The 15,108-nt window shown below is 59.5% G+C and carries 15 protein-coding genes; all 15 read left to right on the forward strand.

Annotated elements, in window-relative coordinates:
* Positions 1–44: 44 nt before the first annotated feature.
* On the forward strand, positions 45–950 hold the full coding sequence (locus RDK48_RS14650; protein ID WP_022659474.1) for a branched-chain amino acid ABC transporter permease: 906 nt from the start codon (positions 45–47) through the stop codon (positions 948–950).
* Positions 947–1,918, forward strand: a complete 972-nt coding sequence (locus tag RDK48_RS14655; protein ID WP_298993649.1) for a branched-chain amino acid ABC transporter permease — start codon at positions 947–949, stop codon at positions 1,916–1,918. Before RDK48_RS14650 ends, RDK48_RS14655 begins: the two co-directional genes overlap by 4 nt.
* On the forward strand, positions 1,915–2,685 hold the full coding sequence (locus tag RDK48_RS14660; RefSeq protein WP_298993647.1) for an ABC transporter ATP-binding protein: 771 nt from the start codon (positions 1,915–1,917) through the stop codon (positions 2,683–2,685). Before RDK48_RS14655 ends, RDK48_RS14660 begins: the two co-directional genes overlap by 4 nt.
* 3 nt (positions 2,686–2,688) lie before the next feature.
* On the forward strand, positions 2,689–3,399 hold the full coding sequence (locus RDK48_RS14665) for an ABC transporter ATP-binding protein (RefSeq protein ID WP_298993645.1): 711 nt from the start codon (positions 2,689–2,691) through the stop codon (positions 3,397–3,399).
* Positions 3,400–3,592: 193 nt separating this feature from the next.
* On the forward strand, positions 3,593–3,859 hold the full coding sequence (locus tag RDK48_RS14670; protein WP_291445394.1) for a PxxKW family cysteine-rich protein: 267 nt from the start codon (positions 3,593–3,595) through the stop codon (positions 3,857–3,859).
* Between the two features lie 159 nt (positions 3,860–4,018).
* Positions 4,019–5,260 carry a M20 family metallo-hydrolase gene (locus RDK48_RS14675; protein ID WP_298993642.1) on the forward strand — a complete coding sequence of 414 codons (1,242 nt, stop codon included), beginning with the start codon at positions 4,019–4,021 and terminating at the stop codon, positions 5,258–5,260.
* Positions 5,253–7,199 carry a tRNA uridine-5-carboxymethylaminomethyl(34) synthesis enzyme MnmG gene (mnmG, locus tag RDK48_RS14680; protein ID WP_298993640.1) on the forward strand — a complete coding sequence of 649 codons (1,947 nt, stop codon included), beginning with the start codon at positions 5,253–5,255 and terminating at the stop codon, positions 7,197–7,199. The genes RDK48_RS14675 and mnmG overlap by 8 nt, the downstream gene beginning before the upstream one ends.
* Positions 7,200–7,236: 37 nt before the next feature.
* Positions 7,237–8,169: a hypothetical protein gene (locus RDK48_RS14685; protein ID WP_298993638.1), complete on the forward strand. Its 933-nt coding sequence runs from the start codon at positions 7,237–7,239 to the stop codon at positions 8,167–8,169.
* Positions 8,170–8,404: 235 nt separating this feature from the next.
* The gene (locus RDK48_RS14690; RefSeq protein ID WP_022659466.1) at positions 8,405–9,274 is read left to right on the forward strand and encodes a hemolysin family protein; all 870 of its coding nucleotides are present in this window, start codon (positions 8,405–8,407) and stop codon (positions 9,272–9,274) included.
* Complete coding sequence (lnt, locus tag RDK48_RS14695) at positions 9,271–10,881, forward strand: apolipoprotein N-acyltransferase (protein ID WP_298993636.1); 1,611 nt, start codon at positions 9,271–9,273, stop codon at positions 10,879–10,881. The genes RDK48_RS14690 and lnt overlap by 4 nt, the downstream gene beginning before the upstream one ends.
* Positions 10,882–10,991: 110 nt before the next feature.
* Positions 10,992–12,105, forward strand: a protein-coding gene (gene prfB / locus RDK48_RS14700; RefSeq protein ID WP_298993634.1) for a peptide chain release factor 2 whose coding sequence is annotated in 2 segments (ribosomal slippage) — positions 10,992–11,066 and positions 11,068–12,105 — 1,113 coding nt in all. Because the reading frame shifts where the segments join, the coding sequence is not laid out codon by codon here.
* Positions 12,089–12,886, forward strand: coding sequence for a GGDEF domain-containing protein (locus tag RDK48_RS14705; protein ID WP_298993632.1), 798 nt, complete (start codon positions 12,089–12,091; stop codon positions 12,884–12,886). Before prfB ends, RDK48_RS14705 begins: the two co-directional genes overlap by 17 nt.
* Positions 12,886–13,698, forward strand: a complete 813-nt coding sequence (locus RDK48_RS14710) for a MinD/ParA family protein (protein WP_022659462.1) — start codon at positions 12,886–12,888, stop codon at positions 13,696–13,698. Before RDK48_RS14705 ends, RDK48_RS14710 begins: the two co-directional genes overlap by 1 nt.
* Before the next feature lie 113 nt (positions 13,699–13,811).
* Positions 13,812–14,087, forward strand: a complete 276-nt coding sequence (locus tag RDK48_RS14715; protein ID WP_022659461.1) for an HU family DNA-binding protein — start codon at positions 13,812–13,814, stop codon at positions 14,085–14,087.
* A gap of 116 nt (positions 14,088–14,203) precedes the next feature.
* Positions 14,204–15,082 carry a 4-hydroxy-tetrahydrodipicolinate synthase gene (gene dapA, locus RDK48_RS14720; protein WP_298993629.1) on the forward strand — a complete coding sequence of 293 codons (879 nt, stop codon included), beginning with the start codon at positions 14,204–14,206 and terminating at the stop codon, positions 15,080–15,082.
* Positions 15,083–15,108 lie beyond the last annotated feature (26 nt).

Consider the following 15,108-nt stretch of genomic DNA (forward strand, 5'->3'; position numbering starts at 1 on the left):
TATCCCGGTCGCCCGCCAAATGCCGAGTACCAACGCCGAACATTATGGAACAATTTCTCCAACAGCTTTTGAACGGCCTGGCCGTGGGCGGCATCTATGCGCTTGTGGCGCTGGGCTATACCATGGTGTACGGCGTGCTCAAGCTCATCAACTTTGCCCACGGCGACCTGTTTACCATTGGTGCCTATCTGGGGCTTACCCTGCTTGTCAGCTGCAATATGGCAGGCGCGCTCAATCCGTTTTTGGCGGTAGCCGCCGTTTTTGTCATGGTGGCCCTGCTGGTGGCGATTATTGGCTTTTTGCTTGAGCGTACGGCATACCGTCCCCTGCGCAATGCCAACCGCCTCTCCGCCGTGGTTTCCGCCCTTGGCGCTTCCATATTTTTCCAGAATGCGGTCATGCTGATCTACGGCGCGCGCTTCTACGTGTACCCCGACTATCTGCGCCCCGACTTTACGGTGAGGATGCTCGGTCTTGAAGTGCCCGGCGTGCGCCTGCTGGTTATCGCGGCCAGCGTTGTGCTGATGCTCGGCCTCTGGGCCTTTATCCAGCGCACCCGCACAGGCGCGGCCATTCGAGCTGTGGCCATCGACCCCGGCGCAGCGCAGCTTATGGGCATCAATGTTGACCGCATCATCTCGCTGGTCTTTCTTATCGGCCCCGGCCTTGGCGGCGCGGCGGGCCTGATGGTGGGCATCTATTACGGACAGATCGACTTTACCATGGGCTGGTCGTACGGCCTCAAGGCCTTTACAGCAGCCATCCTGGGTGGCATCGGTAACATCCCCGGCGCCATGCTGGGCGGGCTTTTGCTCGGCGTTATCGAAGCCCTGGCCGCAGGCTACATAGCCATTGCCTGGAAGGACGCCATCGCCTTTCTGGTGCTTATTCTCATTCTGATTATCCGGCCCACTGGCATTCTGGGCGAGCGCACGGCGGACAAACTATGAAAAAGATTCCGTGCAATTTCGCCGTTTATGCGGCTGCGGGCCTCTTTTTGTGCGCGTTGCCGCTCTTTTGCAATGCCTACTGGCTTGACGTGTGCGTGAGCATTGGCCTCTACGCCCTGCTGGCCCTTTCGCTCAACGTCATTCTGGGGCAGGCGGGCATATTCCATATGGGCCACGCCGCCTTTTTTGCCGTGGGCGCTTACACCACCGCCATTCTCAACACAGTTTGCCACTGGCCCGTGCTGTGGATCATGCCGCTCTCCGGCGCGGCAGCGGCCATATTCGCCCTCATTGTGGCCCGCCCCATCATCCACCTGCGCGGCGACTATCTGCTGATCGTCACCATCGGCATTGTGGAAATTGTGCGCATTGCGCTTATCAACGATGTTTTCGGCCTCACGGGCGGCGCCAACGGCATTTTCGGCATTAGTCGACCCATGTTTTTTGGCTTCAAGATCGTCAAGAGCATGCAGTTCTATTTTCTGGTCTGGGGCATGGTGGGCGTGAGCCTGCTGCTGTTCTACGGCCTGTGGCATTCCCGCTTTGGCCGCGCGCTGAACTTCATCAAGGAAGACGACGTGGCCGCAGAAGGCTGCGGGGTCAACGTCACCCATTACAAGCTCGCGGCCTTTGTGCTGGGCGCGTTCTGGGCGGGCATGGCTGGTACGCTCTATGCCGCAAAAATGACGACCATTGCGCCGGAATCGTTCAACTTCATGGAATCCGTGATCATCTTTGCGGTGGTCATTCTTTCCGGCGGCAGCCAGCTTGGCGTGCTTATCAGCGCTTTTCTGTTCATCGGCCTGCCCGAAGTGCTGCGCGAATTTTCCAATGCGCGCATGCTTATCTTCGGCCTTGCCATGATGGTCATGATGGTCTGGCGGCCCCAGGGACTGTTGCCCCCGAGACAGCGGCGCTACAAGGTGGATGTACCGCCTGCGGCTGCCAGTGACGGGAGGCCCGCATGACCCTGCTGCGCCTTGAAGAAATGAGCAAGATGTTCGGCGGCCTGATTGCCCTGAATGATCTTACCTTTGACGTGGACGCTGGCAGCATTGTGGGGCTTATCGGCCCCAACGGCGCTGGCAAGACCACCGTGTTCAACTGCATAACCGGCAACTATACGCCGGAATCGGGCCGCATCTTTTTTGACGGCAAATCCATTGCCGGACTGCGCCCGCACAAGGTGGTGGAACTGGGCATCGCCCGCACGTTCCAGACCATCCGCCTCTTCGGCCGCCTTTCTGTGCTGGAAAACGTGCTGGCCGGGCGGCACTGCCGCATGAAATCCGGCCTGATATCATGCATGCTGCACACGCCGGGTCAACGCAAGGAAGAAAAAGCCGCCGTTGCCCGTTGCATGGAAGAGCTGGAATTTGTGGGCCTTGCCGACCGCTACACCGAGGCCGCAGGCGGCCTTTCTTACGGCAACCAGCGTTTGCTTGAGGTAGCCCGCGCCCTGGCCTCCGACCCTCGCCTCGTGATTCTGGACGAGCCCGCAGGCGGCATGAACGATCAGGAAACCGCCGCTCTGGTGCATACCATCCGGGCCATCCGGGACAGGGGCATTACCGTGCTGCTTATTGAGCACGACATGCGCCTGGTGATGAAAATTTGCGAAAAACTGGTGGTGCTGGAACACGGCACCATGATTGCCCAGGGCAAGCCCGAAGACGTGCGGCAGGATCCCGCCGTCATTGAGGCCTATCTGGGCGCAGACGACGAAAAGTGGTAAGCCATGTCCCTGTTGCAATTGTCTAATGTGCGCGTGCGCTACGGCAGTGTTGAAGTGCTGCACGGCATCGACCTGAAGGTGGACGAAGGCGAAATCGTCACCATTCTCGGGGCCAACGGTGCGGGCAAAAGCACCACCTTGCTGTCCATCAGCGGGCTGGTGCGCCCCTTTGAAGGCGAAATTCTCTTTGAAGGGCAAAACCTTCTGCGCCTGCCGAGCCACAAGGTCGTGGGGCTTGGCATTGCCCAGTCGCCCGAAGGGCGGCGTGTTTTCGGCATCATGAACGTTCTGGAAAATCTGCGCCTCGGGGCATTCTGCATTGAGGACAAAGCCCGCCGCGAGCGCACCCTGGAATGGATTTTTGATCTTTTTCCGCGTTTGCACGAACGCAAGGATCAGCTCGCGGGCACGCTCTCCGGCGGCGAGCAGCAAATGCTCGCCATAGGCCGCGCCCTCATGGCCGAGCCACGCCTCCTGCTGCTGGATGAACCCTCCCTGGGCCTTGCCCCGCTGCTGGTGCGCTCCATCTTTGAAACCGTGCGGGCCATCAACAAGAAAGGCGTGACGGTGCTGCTGGTGGAACAGAACGCGCGTGCTGCGCTCAAGCTGGCCACGCGCGGCTATGTGCTTGAAGTGGGCAGCGTTGTCATGGAAGACCGCGCCGAGAATCTCCTTGCCAATGCCAGCGTGCGCGAGGCATATCTGGGCGGCTAGGCCAGACGGAGCGGCTGCTTTTTTACAAGCGTCCGCAATAGTACGAGGTTTGCGCGCCGCAACCCGGCTGAAATTTTTTTCACTTCTTTTACTTGACAGAAAATTGCTTTCAACTATATTTTTCCATTCCAACGCGGCGGCCATTCCGCCGTTATTTTAGCAATACGGCGCTGCTGCGCATGGAGGTTTTGCTATGACCCCTCTGGAAAAAGCCACCAAAACCGCTGAAGGCGTGGTGGTCAACGGTTTTGTTCTTTCCCCGGTGGTTGAACAGTGTTCTGGCTGCGACCGCTTGCGCGAATTTGAAGGCGAACAGTTCTGCTCCAGCTACCCTGTCCCTGCCAAAAAATGGTCTGCTGGGCGCTGCAACTTTGCCACGCACGTGAAGGCCTCTGTTGCAGCTGCCGCAAAGGTCAACCCTTTGAAGGCGTCCAAGCGCGCCGCCAAGGGTGGCCGCTAGGCCAACCAGGCTTACATCGGTTCCGACATGCCGCTGGCGGTCAGTTTGCGATCTTATCGCTGCAGGCCGATTCAACAACGGTCATGCCGGGGCTGAAGACTTTTTCAAGGGGCTGCGCGAGCAGCCTCTTGCGCGTTGTAACGCCATACGGGAAACCCCATGTTCAAGACACTCGACACCTTGTTGCGCGGGCTGGCCGGGCGAGAAGACCGCGTTGCGGAGCTTCAGGCCGTTCTTACGGCATGCCAGGCTCTTGGCCCGGACAACGGCGGCCAGGGCGAAATGGAAAAGGTGCGCTGCATCACCAACTGGCTCAAGGCCTGCGGCGTAACCGCCCTTTCACGCGTTGACGCGCCGGACCCGCGCGTTACCGATGGTCAGCGTCCCAACCTTGTGGCCCGCATCCCCGGCAAAAGCAGCCGCACCCTCTGGCTTTTCGGGCATACGGACGTAGTGCCTCCGGGCGACCTCACCGCCTGGACCAGCAATCCCTGGCAGGTGCGCCGCGATGGCGATTTTCTGTACGGGCGCGGCGTGGAAGACAACCAGCAGGCCATAGTCAGTATGCTGCTGCTGGCGGAAGAAGTGCTCTCTCAGGGCATTACTCCCGAGCTTTCGCTTGGTCTTGTTTTCATGGCTGATGAAGAAACCGGCAGTCTTTATGGCCTGGAACATCTGCTCAATACTGCCCCGCACTTTTTTAATCCCGATGATCTTTACATCGTGCCGGACGCTGGTTCGTCCAAGGGCGATGTCATCGAAATCGCAGAAAAAAGCCAGCTCTGGCTCAAGGTGCAGACCACGGGCATCCAGTGCCACGGCTCCACGCCGCAAAAGGGCCGCAACGCCTTTCTGGCGGGGGCGGACATGGCCCTCTCGTGCCACAATGCCCTGCGCTCTGCCTTTGCCGATGCCAATCCCCTGTTTGACCCGCCCTATTCCACCTTTGTGCCGGGCAAGCACGAAGCCAATGTGCCGAACATCAACACCGTTCCCGGCAATGATGTTTTTTACATTGACTGCCGCCTTCTGCCCCATGTGGATATGGACAACGTGCTTGCAAAAATGCGCGAAGTAGCCGCCGAAGTGGCGGAAAAGCACACAGTGCAGATACAGGTGAGCGTGGTGCAGCGGCAGGCCGCCACGGCCATACCGCAAACCGGCACCGTTGTTACAGCGCTCAAGGCCGCCATCGCCCGCATTTACGGCGTTCAGGCGCAGGCCGTGGGCATAGGCGGGGCAACCGTTGCTGCATTTTTGCGGCAAAAGGGCCTGCCCGCCGCCGTGTGGGGCTGCCTTGAAAATACCTGCCACCAACCGGACGAACGCTCATCCATCACCGCTACCATCAAGGATTCGCAGGTGTTTGCCCACATCCTCATGAACGCAGCCCATGTCTGATTCCATATTTGACTGCATTGTCGCCGGCGGCGGCCACGCTGGCAGCGAAGCCGCCGTGGCCCTCGCCCGCATGGGGCACAGTGTGCTGCTCATCAGCGGCAACCTTGACCGCCTGGGCTACCTTTCGTGCAACCCCGCCATCGGCGGCCTGGCCAAAGGCCACATGGTGCGCGAAATTGACGCCCTTGGCGGCATGATGGGCCTGTGGGCCGATGCTGCGGGCATACAGTTTCGCGTGCTGAACATGAGCAAGGGGCCTGCGGTGCGTGCCACACGCGCCCAGATTGACCGCGAGGCCTATCAGCGCGTGCTCAAAAAAACTCTCTACAACACGCCCGGCCTGCGCATCTGGCAGGATTCCGTGGTGGACGTGACCACCGATGACGGCCGCGTCACTGGCGTACGCACAGCCCAGGGGCTGACCTTTGCAGCGCGCCATGTGCTGCTGACAACGGGCACCTTTCTGGACGGGCGCATCCACATGGGCCTTACCAATCTGCCCGGCGGCAGATTGGGCGATGCTCCGGCGCTGGGCCTCTCAGACAGTCTGCGCAGCCTCGGCCTGACCCTTGGCCGCCTGAAAACCGGTACCACGCCGCGCATCCTCAAATCATCCATCGACTATTCGCAGCTTGAGGAACAGCCGGGCGACACGCCGCCTCAGGGCTTCAGCTTTCACGGCCCCGGCCCGGCGCTGGAACAGGTTTCGTGCCATGTGACGTGGACAAATGAACGCGCGCACGAAATCATCCGCAGCGGTTTTGACCGCTCGCCCATGTTCACGGGCGTCATCAAGGGCACCGGGGCGCGCTACTGCCCTTCCATTGAAGACAAGGTCGCCCGTTTTCCCCACCGGGAGCGGCACCAGATTTTTCTGGAGCCAGAGGGACTCAACAGCGCAGAGGTGTACGCCAACGGCATTCCCACCAGCCTGCCCCTCGATGTGCAGCTCGATATGGTTCACGCCCTCAAAGGGCTGGAAAACGCCGTGGTGCTGCGTCCCGGTTACGCCATTGAATACGACTACGCCAACCCCATCCAGTTACGCTCCACCCTTGAAACCAAGGCCGTGCCAGGATTGTGGCTTGCAGGGCAGATCAACGGCACGTCCGGCTACGAGGAAGCCGCAGCGCAGGGCCTGTGGGCCGCGCTGAACATCTCGTGTGCCATGCGCGGTCTTGCCCCTTTTACGCCGGGGCGCGATCAAGCCTATATGGCCGTGCTTGTTGATGATCTTGTAACACTCGGCACTCAGGAACCCTACCGGATGTTCACCTCGCGCGCGGAGCACAGGCTGCTGCTGCGCGAAGACAATGCCGATACGCGGCTGACCCGGATTGGCCGTGAACTTGGGCTTGTGAGCGACGAACAGTGGCGCGCGTTTTGCATAAAACAGGAGGCCGCCGAACGTTTCAGGGAATATCTGGGCAAAAAACGCATACCTGGCCACAAGGTGCCCGAGGATGCGCCCGGGGCCCAGTTGCCTGTGGGCAAGACTCTGGCAGAAGCCCTGAAACGCCCGGATGTTGACCTGGACTCGCTTGAAGCCATGCTGACTGCGACCCAACACGAAGCTCTGGCCGAGACCGGGGCTGATCTGGCTGCTGCCAGAGCTGCCGCCGGAACCGGCGCCTGTGAAAGCGTACAGACAGAAATCAAGTATGAGGGCTATTTGGCACGGCAGCGCGAGCTTATCGCCCGCTCGGCCAAGCTTGAAGCTACGGCCTTGCCCCCGCAACTCGATTATGCCAAAGTAGCTGGGTTATCCCATGAAGTGGTAGAAAAACTGGACAGGGTGCGCCCTTGCAGCCTTGGGCAGGCTGGACGAATATCCGGCGTAACCCCTGCGGCGGTTGCATGCCTGGAGGTTCACCTCCACAAACTGGGATTGCTGCGCCCTGAAAAATACCCCAATGGCGCTGCTGCATCCCCGCAGTGAGGGATGACGCCACACAACTGTTGACACCGGTGAATCTATGACGGGCACCCAACTTCTTATTGTTGTCGGCATTCTGCTTGCGGCGCTTTGCGCCACGCTCGTCTCGGTCAAAGGCCGGTTGCAGAGCATGCGCCACGCGGCAAAGCGTGCGGAAATCATCCGCCGCATGCTTGAAACAGCGCAGGAACAAAACGAAATATTCGACCTTAATGTTGAGGAACTCCACAACAGCAAGGGCATGGCCGGTACACTCGCCAGGATACTTTCCACCCAGCTTGAGATGGAAGTTCTTTCCTATGTATCGCGCGAGCTTGAAGGCACCCCGGTGGAAGTATTCTTTCGCGCCACCCTGCCCGAAGGCCCCTCCTTTTTTAAATTCCAGACCCAGATTGTTCAGGTGAAGGGCGCGTACGACAAATCGCGCCTTCTCCTTGCCATGCCCAAGGATATAGACGCTGGGCAAAAACGCCATTTCATCCGCGTTAAACCGCCCAAGGATCTGGTGCGCGTTATCGGCGTGTGGGAGATGGATCCCGCCAAGCCCATGCCCCGCAACACGGCTGAAATTGGCAGACCCCTGCTGCATTATAAATCCGGCATGGAAAACGAGCTCGTGCAGGTGGCCGACATTTCCGCCACGGGCATGGCCCTGCGCTTTCCTGCGGAATCGCTGGAAGACAAGCCAGTTGACCTCGACAAAGGTTCCCAGTTACTTTGTCTCATCATCTATCAGATGAGCAAGGAAGACCGCGTGGTCACATTCTGGTGCACCTGTGACGTGCTCAATATCCGCATGCAGAAAGAACCCACCCCGGCCCTGGTTCTGGGGACAGAATTCAGCAACTGGGCGGTTCTGGAACAGGGCAAGGCCGATATCAACTGGTTCCACAGCACCCCCAAAAGCGGTGTTTCGCCCATTACCCAATGGGTGATGCAAATGGATATCCAGCAGCGCAAGCTGACTGGCTAGGGCATATTGACAGTAAAAATGATCAGCTCCATGCGGATACTGAAAAAATCCGCGTACGGAATGTTTGTAAAACGCAGACCGTTCCATGCAAGGGCTGCCTCTCGAATGAAGATGCTTTGCCGATGAACAGGCATTGCAACGTGAAAATACTTTAGCAGGAAAATTCTGCCGTGGCGGTTGCACCGCAGGCAAGCGCGCGCGGCGCGTAGTGAGTACGCCAACCTAGGAGGTTATTTTGGACGGCGGCACGGAAGGTCACAGTACCATCTGGTCGCGCCTGAGCAGACTGTTCGGGCACGACGATCAGGAATCTCTCGAAAAAGCCATTCTGGAAGCACGAGCCGACGGCGAGGTGGAACCCTACGAGGAATCCATGCTCCTTGGCATCCTGCGCTTCAACGATCTTCAGGTGCAGGACACCATGATCCCCCGCACCGATATAGACTGCGTTCCCGATGACATGCCGCTTCAGGAAGTGGCGCGCATCATTGTGCGTTCTGGTCATTCGCGCATTCCCGTATACAAGGACACCCGCGACAATATCGTGGGGATTCTCCACGCCAAGGATGTTCTCAGCAGCCTGCTGGATCAGGGAGATCACGCCCCCGCCGTTTCGCGGGTCATGCGCGAGCCTTTCTTTGTGCCCGAGACCAAGTCCATCCGCACCCTGCTGCAGGAATTTCGCGCCCGCAAACAGCACATTGCCATTGCGCTTGACGAATACGGCGGCACATCCGGCCTCATCACCATCGAAGACGTGCTGGAAGAAATCGTGGGCGATATTGAAGACGAACACGATGCGCCGCGTCAGGAAGACATCCGCCCCCTCGGCGAAAATGTCTATGAACTCACAGGCCGTGCCCTGCTGGAAGACATTGAAGATCTGGGCGTTGATCTGGATTCGGACGAGGTGGACACCATCGGCGGCTACCTGAGCATGGAGGCGGGGCACGTCCCCGGCCCCGGCGAGCGCTTTACCCTGCGTGGCTGGGCCTTTACCGTGCTTGAAGCTGACAGGAAGCTCATTATCCGCCTGCGCATGGAACCTGCTGACCACGCCGCGCCCGCTCCGGCTACGGAAGAGGAAGAAGCGGCAAAAGCATGAAGCTGTTCCGTCCTGAAGCGCCATGGGCCACGCAGCGCAGCTGGGTTTTGTGCCTTGCTGCCGCACTAGGCCTGTGGCTGGGTTTTCCCAACGATCTTATCAGCTTTCCTCCACTGGTGCTCCTGTGGCCTGTGGCGCTGGCATTGCTTGGCCGGGAGGCCGCAAATCGCGCCATTGCCTTGCGCATGGGCTGGATTGGCACCATTGCTGGCGGTATGGCAGCGCTCTACTGGCTCACCCTGCCCGTGCACAACGTGGGCGGCCTGCCCTGGCTGCTGGCCGTTCCCTGCGCGCTGTTCATCGTAACCTGCATTGGCAGTGCTGGCGGCCTGTTTGCCTTGGCGGCCCACATGTTCCGCCAAAGGCCCGCCTGGGTGCAGGCCGTGCTGCTCGGCCTCTTGTGGTATCTGCTTGAGGCGGTCTATGCCCTTGCCCTGGGCTTTCCCTGGCTGGACATGGCCGGGGCTTTGTCCCCCTGGCCCATACTGGTGCAGGCTGCGGACATGGTGGGCGGTTACGCCCTTACAGGCCTGTGGAGCATGGCGGCCCTGCTGTGCTGCCTTGCCTTTGTCTGCGGGCCCCGACGTTTCTGCCCCGACCGCACAAGTCTGATTCCGGGCCTTGTGCTCACGATTGCCCTGCTGTGCTACGGGGGCTGGCGGCTTTACGCCAACCCGATGGTCACCGAGCCCACCGGGCCAGACAGCGTGGATGTGCTCTATGTGGAAGGCAATGTTGACCAGAACCAGAAGTGGGTTCCAGCCTTTCAGCGGCAGACTGTGGATCTGTATCTGGGCCTGACGTATCAGGGTCTTGCGCAAAAACCCGATGCCCGCCCTCTCATTGTGTGGCCGGAAACAGCCATGCCTTTCTTTTTTGAGGTCAATGCCCTGCATGCCCCGCGCATTCGCGAGCTGGCGGCCCACAGCGGCAGCCCGCTGCTGTTTGGCGCGCCGGGCCTCGAACGCCACCCCGGCAAAAAAGATCCCGATGTTTTCAACCGGGCCTTTTTGCTGAACCCCAAGGGCGATACTGTCGGATACTACGACAAGGAACATCTGGTTCCCTTTGGCGAATATCTGCCGGAATGGCTCAACTGGGGATTTCTGGAGGCATTGCTGCAAGGGGTTGGCGTATACCAGACTGGCACGGCTGTCGCTCCGCTGCGGCAGGACAATCTTGCTCTGGGAATGCTCATCTGCTATGAGGGAATATTCCCGTGGCTTGCCCAGAACCGCGTGGCGGATGGGGCAAATATTCTTGTAGATATCAGCAATGACGGCTGGTTTGGCAACACTCCGGCGGCACGGCAGCATCTCTACCTCACTGCCCTGCGGGCCGTGGAGCAGAACCGCTGGATATTGCGCGGCACCAACACGGGTATTTCTGTTGTGGTGGATCCGCGCGCACGGCTGACCATGCACGGAGGCCAGTTCAAGGCGCAGGCCGTCTGGGGCAAGGCGGCGATTGTGACCGCGCCAAGCCTGTTCCACAGTATTTCTTCCTGGCTTATGCCTGGGGCCGCCTTGGTATTTCTGACCCTGCTGCTGCTCGGCCCCGGCGGCAGGTTTGCAAAAGATCGCGACAAAGCCGCCAGCTGTTCCTGATTTTTTTCGGCCTTGACGCAGTCAGCGCCGCGCGCACGCGGAGGTCTGATCCTCCCGGTTGCGCGGTTTTACGCCTCAGGGCATTCACCTTAACCCCCATAGTATCCACAATGTTGCAACTCAGTGATCTGCGCGCCGCATGCCAGCCCCTTTCCCAACGTTTCGCCACCCTCTGGGGGCGTCTTTGACGTTGCCGCCAGCCAGAAGCGCCTGCAGGACATCGAACACGAAATTTCCCGCCCCGGCGCTTGGGACAATCCTGAAGCGCTGACCCCTGTTTTGCAGGAAAAGCGGCGTCTTGAAGAAGAAATCGAGCGTCTCAGCCGCCTCAAGACCTGCCACGACGACATGAACGAATGGCTGGCCCTGGCCTCTGAAAGCGAAGACCCCGAAGCCCTGGAATCCCTTGATCAGCAGAACCGCGATCTTACCGCCCTGCTGGACGAAACCGAGCTTGTCATGCTGCTTTCCGGCGAGGAGGACAACCAGGACGCCATCCTTGAAATCCACCCCGGCGCTGGCGGCACAGAGTCGCAGGACTGGGCCGAAATGCTGCTGCGCATGTACACCCGCTGGGCCGCGCGCCACAAGTACACCGTGGAAGAGCTGGACTACCTGCCGGGCGATGAGGCGGGCGTTAAGAGCGTTACCCTTCGCATTGCCGGTTCACATGCCTTTGGTTTTCTCAAAAGCGAGCGCGGCATCCACCGACTTATCCGTATTTCGCCTTTCGATTCATCGGGCCGCCGCCACACCTCCTTTGCATCTGTGGACGTGATCCCCGATGTGGGCAACGATATTGAGCTGGACATCAAGGAATCCGACATCCGCGTGGACATTTTCCGCTCCAGCGGCCCCGGCGGGCAGAGCGTCAACACCACAAGTTCGGCCGTGCGCGTGACCCACATTCCCACTGGTGTTACTGCCCAGTGCCAGAACGAAAAATCGCAGCACCACAACAAGGACACGGCCATGCGCGTTTTGCGCGCCCGCCTCTACAACATCGAGCTGCAAAAACGCGATGCGGAACGGCAGGCGGAATACGCCGGCAAGGACGCCATCGCCTTTGGCAGCCAGATCCGCACATACACCTTGCAGCCCTACAGGCTGGTCAAGGATCACCGCACCGGCTCCGAAGCCGGAGATGTGGAAGGCGTTTTGAACGGTCAGATCGACCAGTTCCAACACGATTACCTGCTGCACCGACATGAGCAACAACGCTGATTTTGACGCACTTGCCACCGAGCTGCTTGCCTTGCGGCAGGCAGACGGCGCAGCTTCGCGCAGCAGCGGCGAATCTGTGCTGGTGGCCCGGCTGTTGCCGGGTTTCAACGTCAGCAGGTGGCAGGAGTTTTTGCGCCGCTACCCCACCGGGCGCTGGTGCGCCCTGCCCGCTGGCCCCGGCCTTTTGCCGGAACTGGGCGGCGGCCCCAGTAATGCCCCCGGCCACCTTGCCCACCTGCTCATGGCCGAAATGTTTACGGTGCAGATAAGCCGCGAACTGTTGCGCCTCTCCCGCACAGGGGGCGATCTGGCCCTGATTGAAGGCGCCGTTTGCGACAAGACGCATCTGGACGAGGCCTCTGGGCTGGCGCTGGAAACCCTGCTTGTGGACTGCCTGCGGCAGTGCCGCGAGGAATGCGATACTCTGGGCTGTACCGGCCTTGGGCGCTTTGCCCTCCTTCTGCCCGGCGTCAGCGTACTGCGTGCGCGCCTGATGGCCGAGCAGATACAAAAAATCTTTGCTGTCCGCGCAGCGGAAATTCCTATTGTCAGCAAGGGCAGGTATGCGGCAAAAGCCAATTGCGCTCTGGGCATAGCCTGTGCCGATCAGGGGGGCAGACCAACCCCCGAGGCCCTGTTGGGCAAGGCCGCACAGGCCACGGATGAGGCTCTGGCCCAAAAGCACGGGCACATTTGCATAGCGGGTGGTGCTGCCCTGGACGCCAGAACCACCCTTGTACATTCCAGCGAAAAACGATTTCTCTTCTTTGGGGGAAACTGATGGCGAATACGACATTGAGCGTTGCCCTGCTGAGCGGCAAAGGCGGAGTGGGCAAAACCAACATGTCGCTCAATATAGCCTGCGCCCTGCACCAGCAAGGATTTAAAACCCTTTTGATGGACTGCGACCTGGGCCTTGCGAATCTTGACGTGCTGCTGGGCATTACGCCTGAAGGCAACCTCCAGACAGCCCTTCTGGGCGAAGCCGATGTCTCGGACGTGCTCTGCCAGATTGATGGCGAGGACTTTGCCGTACTGCCCGCAGCGTCTGGCGTGCCGGAACTGACCGAGCTGCAGCCCGACGCGCGCGATCTGCTGCTCTCCCGGCTGGAACCTGTGCTACACAAATATGATTTTGTCTTCATGGATATCGGCGCGGGTATTTCCGGCACGGTGCAGACCTTTGCCGCCATGGCTTCGGTGCGCATCGTTGTCATCACGCCCGAACCCACGTCCCTGACCGACAGCTACGCCCTCATCAAGGTGCTCAACAGCCGTTACGGCCTGCGCGACTTCATGGTGCTGGTCAATCAGGCAACCTCCCAGGCCGAGGCAAAATCTTCATTCGACAAACTTTCCGGCGCGTGCAAACATTTTCTGCACATAGAGCCTGTTTTGCTGGGGCATGTGCGCTCCGACAAAAAATTACCAGAAGCAGTCTGCCTGCAAAAGCCGCTAATGATGCACTCTCCGGGCAGCCCCGCTGCGCTGGATTTGCAGAATATGGCCTCCCGCTTGCAACGCATCAGGCTGGGAATGCTTGACTGGCTTGGCTCGCGCAACATTTTGCAACCTGTGCCGGTTCAGGACTAGATTTTTTGTCAAACAGTTTACCTTGTCTGGAAAAAGGTATAGGGTTGAATTACTAATAAATGTCCGACGTTGTCGCCTGTCGGGCAAACTTGTAACGCGGTCACGGAGGCATGATGAACAAGAGCGAGCTTATCAAGGCACTGGCCGACGAAACCAACATCCCTCTGGACGACGCGTCGTTGGTGGTCAACACCTTCTTTGACGCAATGAAAAAATCTCTGCTTTCCGGAGAGCGTATTGAAATACGCGGCTTCGGCAGCTTCAAAATCAAGGAGTACGAAGGCTACGCCGGCCGCAATCCTAAAACCGGCGAAAGCGTCGTTGTTGAATCGAAACGTCTGCCCTTTTTCCGGGCGGGCAAGGAATTGAAAGAATTTATCAATCAGTAAGGCTGTAACGCGTTGCCGAACCTGAGGCCCGTGCGGGGCCGCCTGCCTGCGAGGGTCAAACCTTCGCGCGGGCTTTTGTTCGCTTTTTGCAGCGCGCTGACACACAGGAGTCTGTAATGCAATTTTCAGGTGCATTGACCGCGCTTGTAACCCCGTTCAGAAACAACGCTCTGGACGAAGAAGCATACCGCGCATTTATTGAACACCAGATCAGCGAAGGCATTCACGGTCTGGTTCCCTGCGGCACCACGGGCGAATCCGCCACCCTGACCCATGAGGAACACGAAAGGGTCATTGAAATATGCATAGATCAGGTCAAGGGGCGTGTTCCGGTTCTGGCGGGCGCGGGTTCCAACAATACCATGGAAGCCATCCGCCTGACCAAGTTTGCGCAAAAGGCCGGTGCCGACGGCGCGCTGCTCATCACCCCCTATTACAACAAGCCCACTCAGGAAGGCCTGTACCAGCACTTCAAGGCCATTGCCCAGGCTGTGGACATGCCCTTGGTGCCCTACAATGTGCCGGGACGCACTGGTTGCAATCTGCTGCCCGCCACTCTGGCCCGTATGGCGCACGACTTCCCCAACATTGTGGGCGTCAAGGAAGCCACCGGCGACCTGGTTCAGGGCAGCCGCGTGCTTGAAAGCTGCCCCGAGAACTTCAGCGTCCTCTCCGGCGACGACTTTACCGCTCTGCCCCTCATGGCGCTTGGCGGCAAGGGTATCATCTCCGTTACCTCCAATCTTGTGCCTGGCCGCGTGGCTGCCATGTGCAATGCCTTCAACAAGGGCGACCTCAAGGAAGCAGCGCGCATCCATCATGCGCTCTTCCCCCTGCACGATGCCCTGTTCTTTGAGAGCAACCCCATTCCGGCCAAAACGGCACTTGCGCTCATGGGCCGCATGGAAGCGGAAATCCGCCTGCCCCTCTGCCCCATGGCCGAAGGCACCAAGCAAAAGCTCATTGAAGTGCTGCGCCAGCAGAACCTCATCTAGCCTTGCTGCAGCAGATATGACAAAGC

This window comes from uncultured Desulfovibrio sp. (genome assembly GCF_902477725.1).
Classification (GTDB): domain Bacteria; phylum Desulfobacterota; class Desulfovibrionia; order Desulfovibrionales; family Desulfovibrionaceae; genus Desulfovibrio.

What these genes read in the sequence shown, in the direction of transcription:
- RDK48_RS14650 (WP_022659474.1), top strand. Translation starts at nt 45, where the DNA reads ATGGAACAATTTCTCCAACAGCTTTTGAACGGCCTGGCCGTGGGCGGC.
- RDK48_RS14655 (WP_298993649.1), top strand. Translation starts at nt 947, where the DNA reads ATGAAAAAGATTCCGTGCAATTTCGCCGTTTATGCGGCTGCGGGCCTC.
- RDK48_RS14660 (WP_298993647.1), top strand. Translation starts at nt 1,915, where the DNA reads ATGACCCTGCTGCGCCTTGAAGAAATGAGCAAGATGTTCGGCGGCCTG.
- RDK48_RS14665 (WP_298993645.1), top strand. Translation starts at nt 2,689, where the DNA reads ATGTCCCTGTTGCAATTGTCTAATGTGCGCGTGCGCTACGGCAGTGTT.
- RDK48_RS14670 (WP_291445394.1), top strand. Translation starts at nt 3,593, where the DNA reads ATGACCCCTCTGGAAAAAGCCACCAAAACCGCTGAAGGCGTGGTGGTC.
- RDK48_RS14675 (WP_298993642.1), top strand. Translation starts at nt 4,019, where the DNA reads ATGTTCAAGACACTCGACACCTTGTTGCGCGGGCTGGCCGGGCGAGAA.
- mnmG (WP_298993640.1), top strand. Translation starts at nt 5,253, where the DNA reads ATGTCTGATTCCATATTTGACTGCATTGTCGCCGGCGGCGGCCACGCT.
- RDK48_RS14685 (WP_298993638.1), top strand. Translation starts at nt 7,237, where the DNA reads ATGACGGGCACCCAACTTCTTATTGTTGTCGGCATTCTGCTTGCGGCG.
- lnt (WP_298993636.1), top strand. Translation starts at nt 9,271, where the DNA reads ATGAAGCTGTTCCGTCCTGAAGCGCCATGGGCCACGCAGCGCAGCTGG.
- RDK48_RS14705 (WP_298993632.1), top strand. Translation starts at nt 12,089, where the DNA reads ATGAGCAACAACGCTGATTTTGACGCACTTGCCACCGAGCTGCTTGCC.
- RDK48_RS14710 (WP_022659462.1), top strand. Translation starts at nt 12,886, where the DNA reads ATGGCGAATACGACATTGAGCGTTGCCCTGCTGAGCGGCAAAGGCGGA.
- RDK48_RS14715 (WP_022659461.1), top strand. Translation starts at nt 13,812, where the DNA reads ATGAACAAGAGCGAGCTTATCAAGGCACTGGCCGACGAAACCAACATC.
- dapA (WP_298993629.1), top strand. Translation starts at nt 14,204, where the DNA reads ATGCAATTTTCAGGTGCATTGACCGCGCTTGTAACCCCGTTCAGAAAC.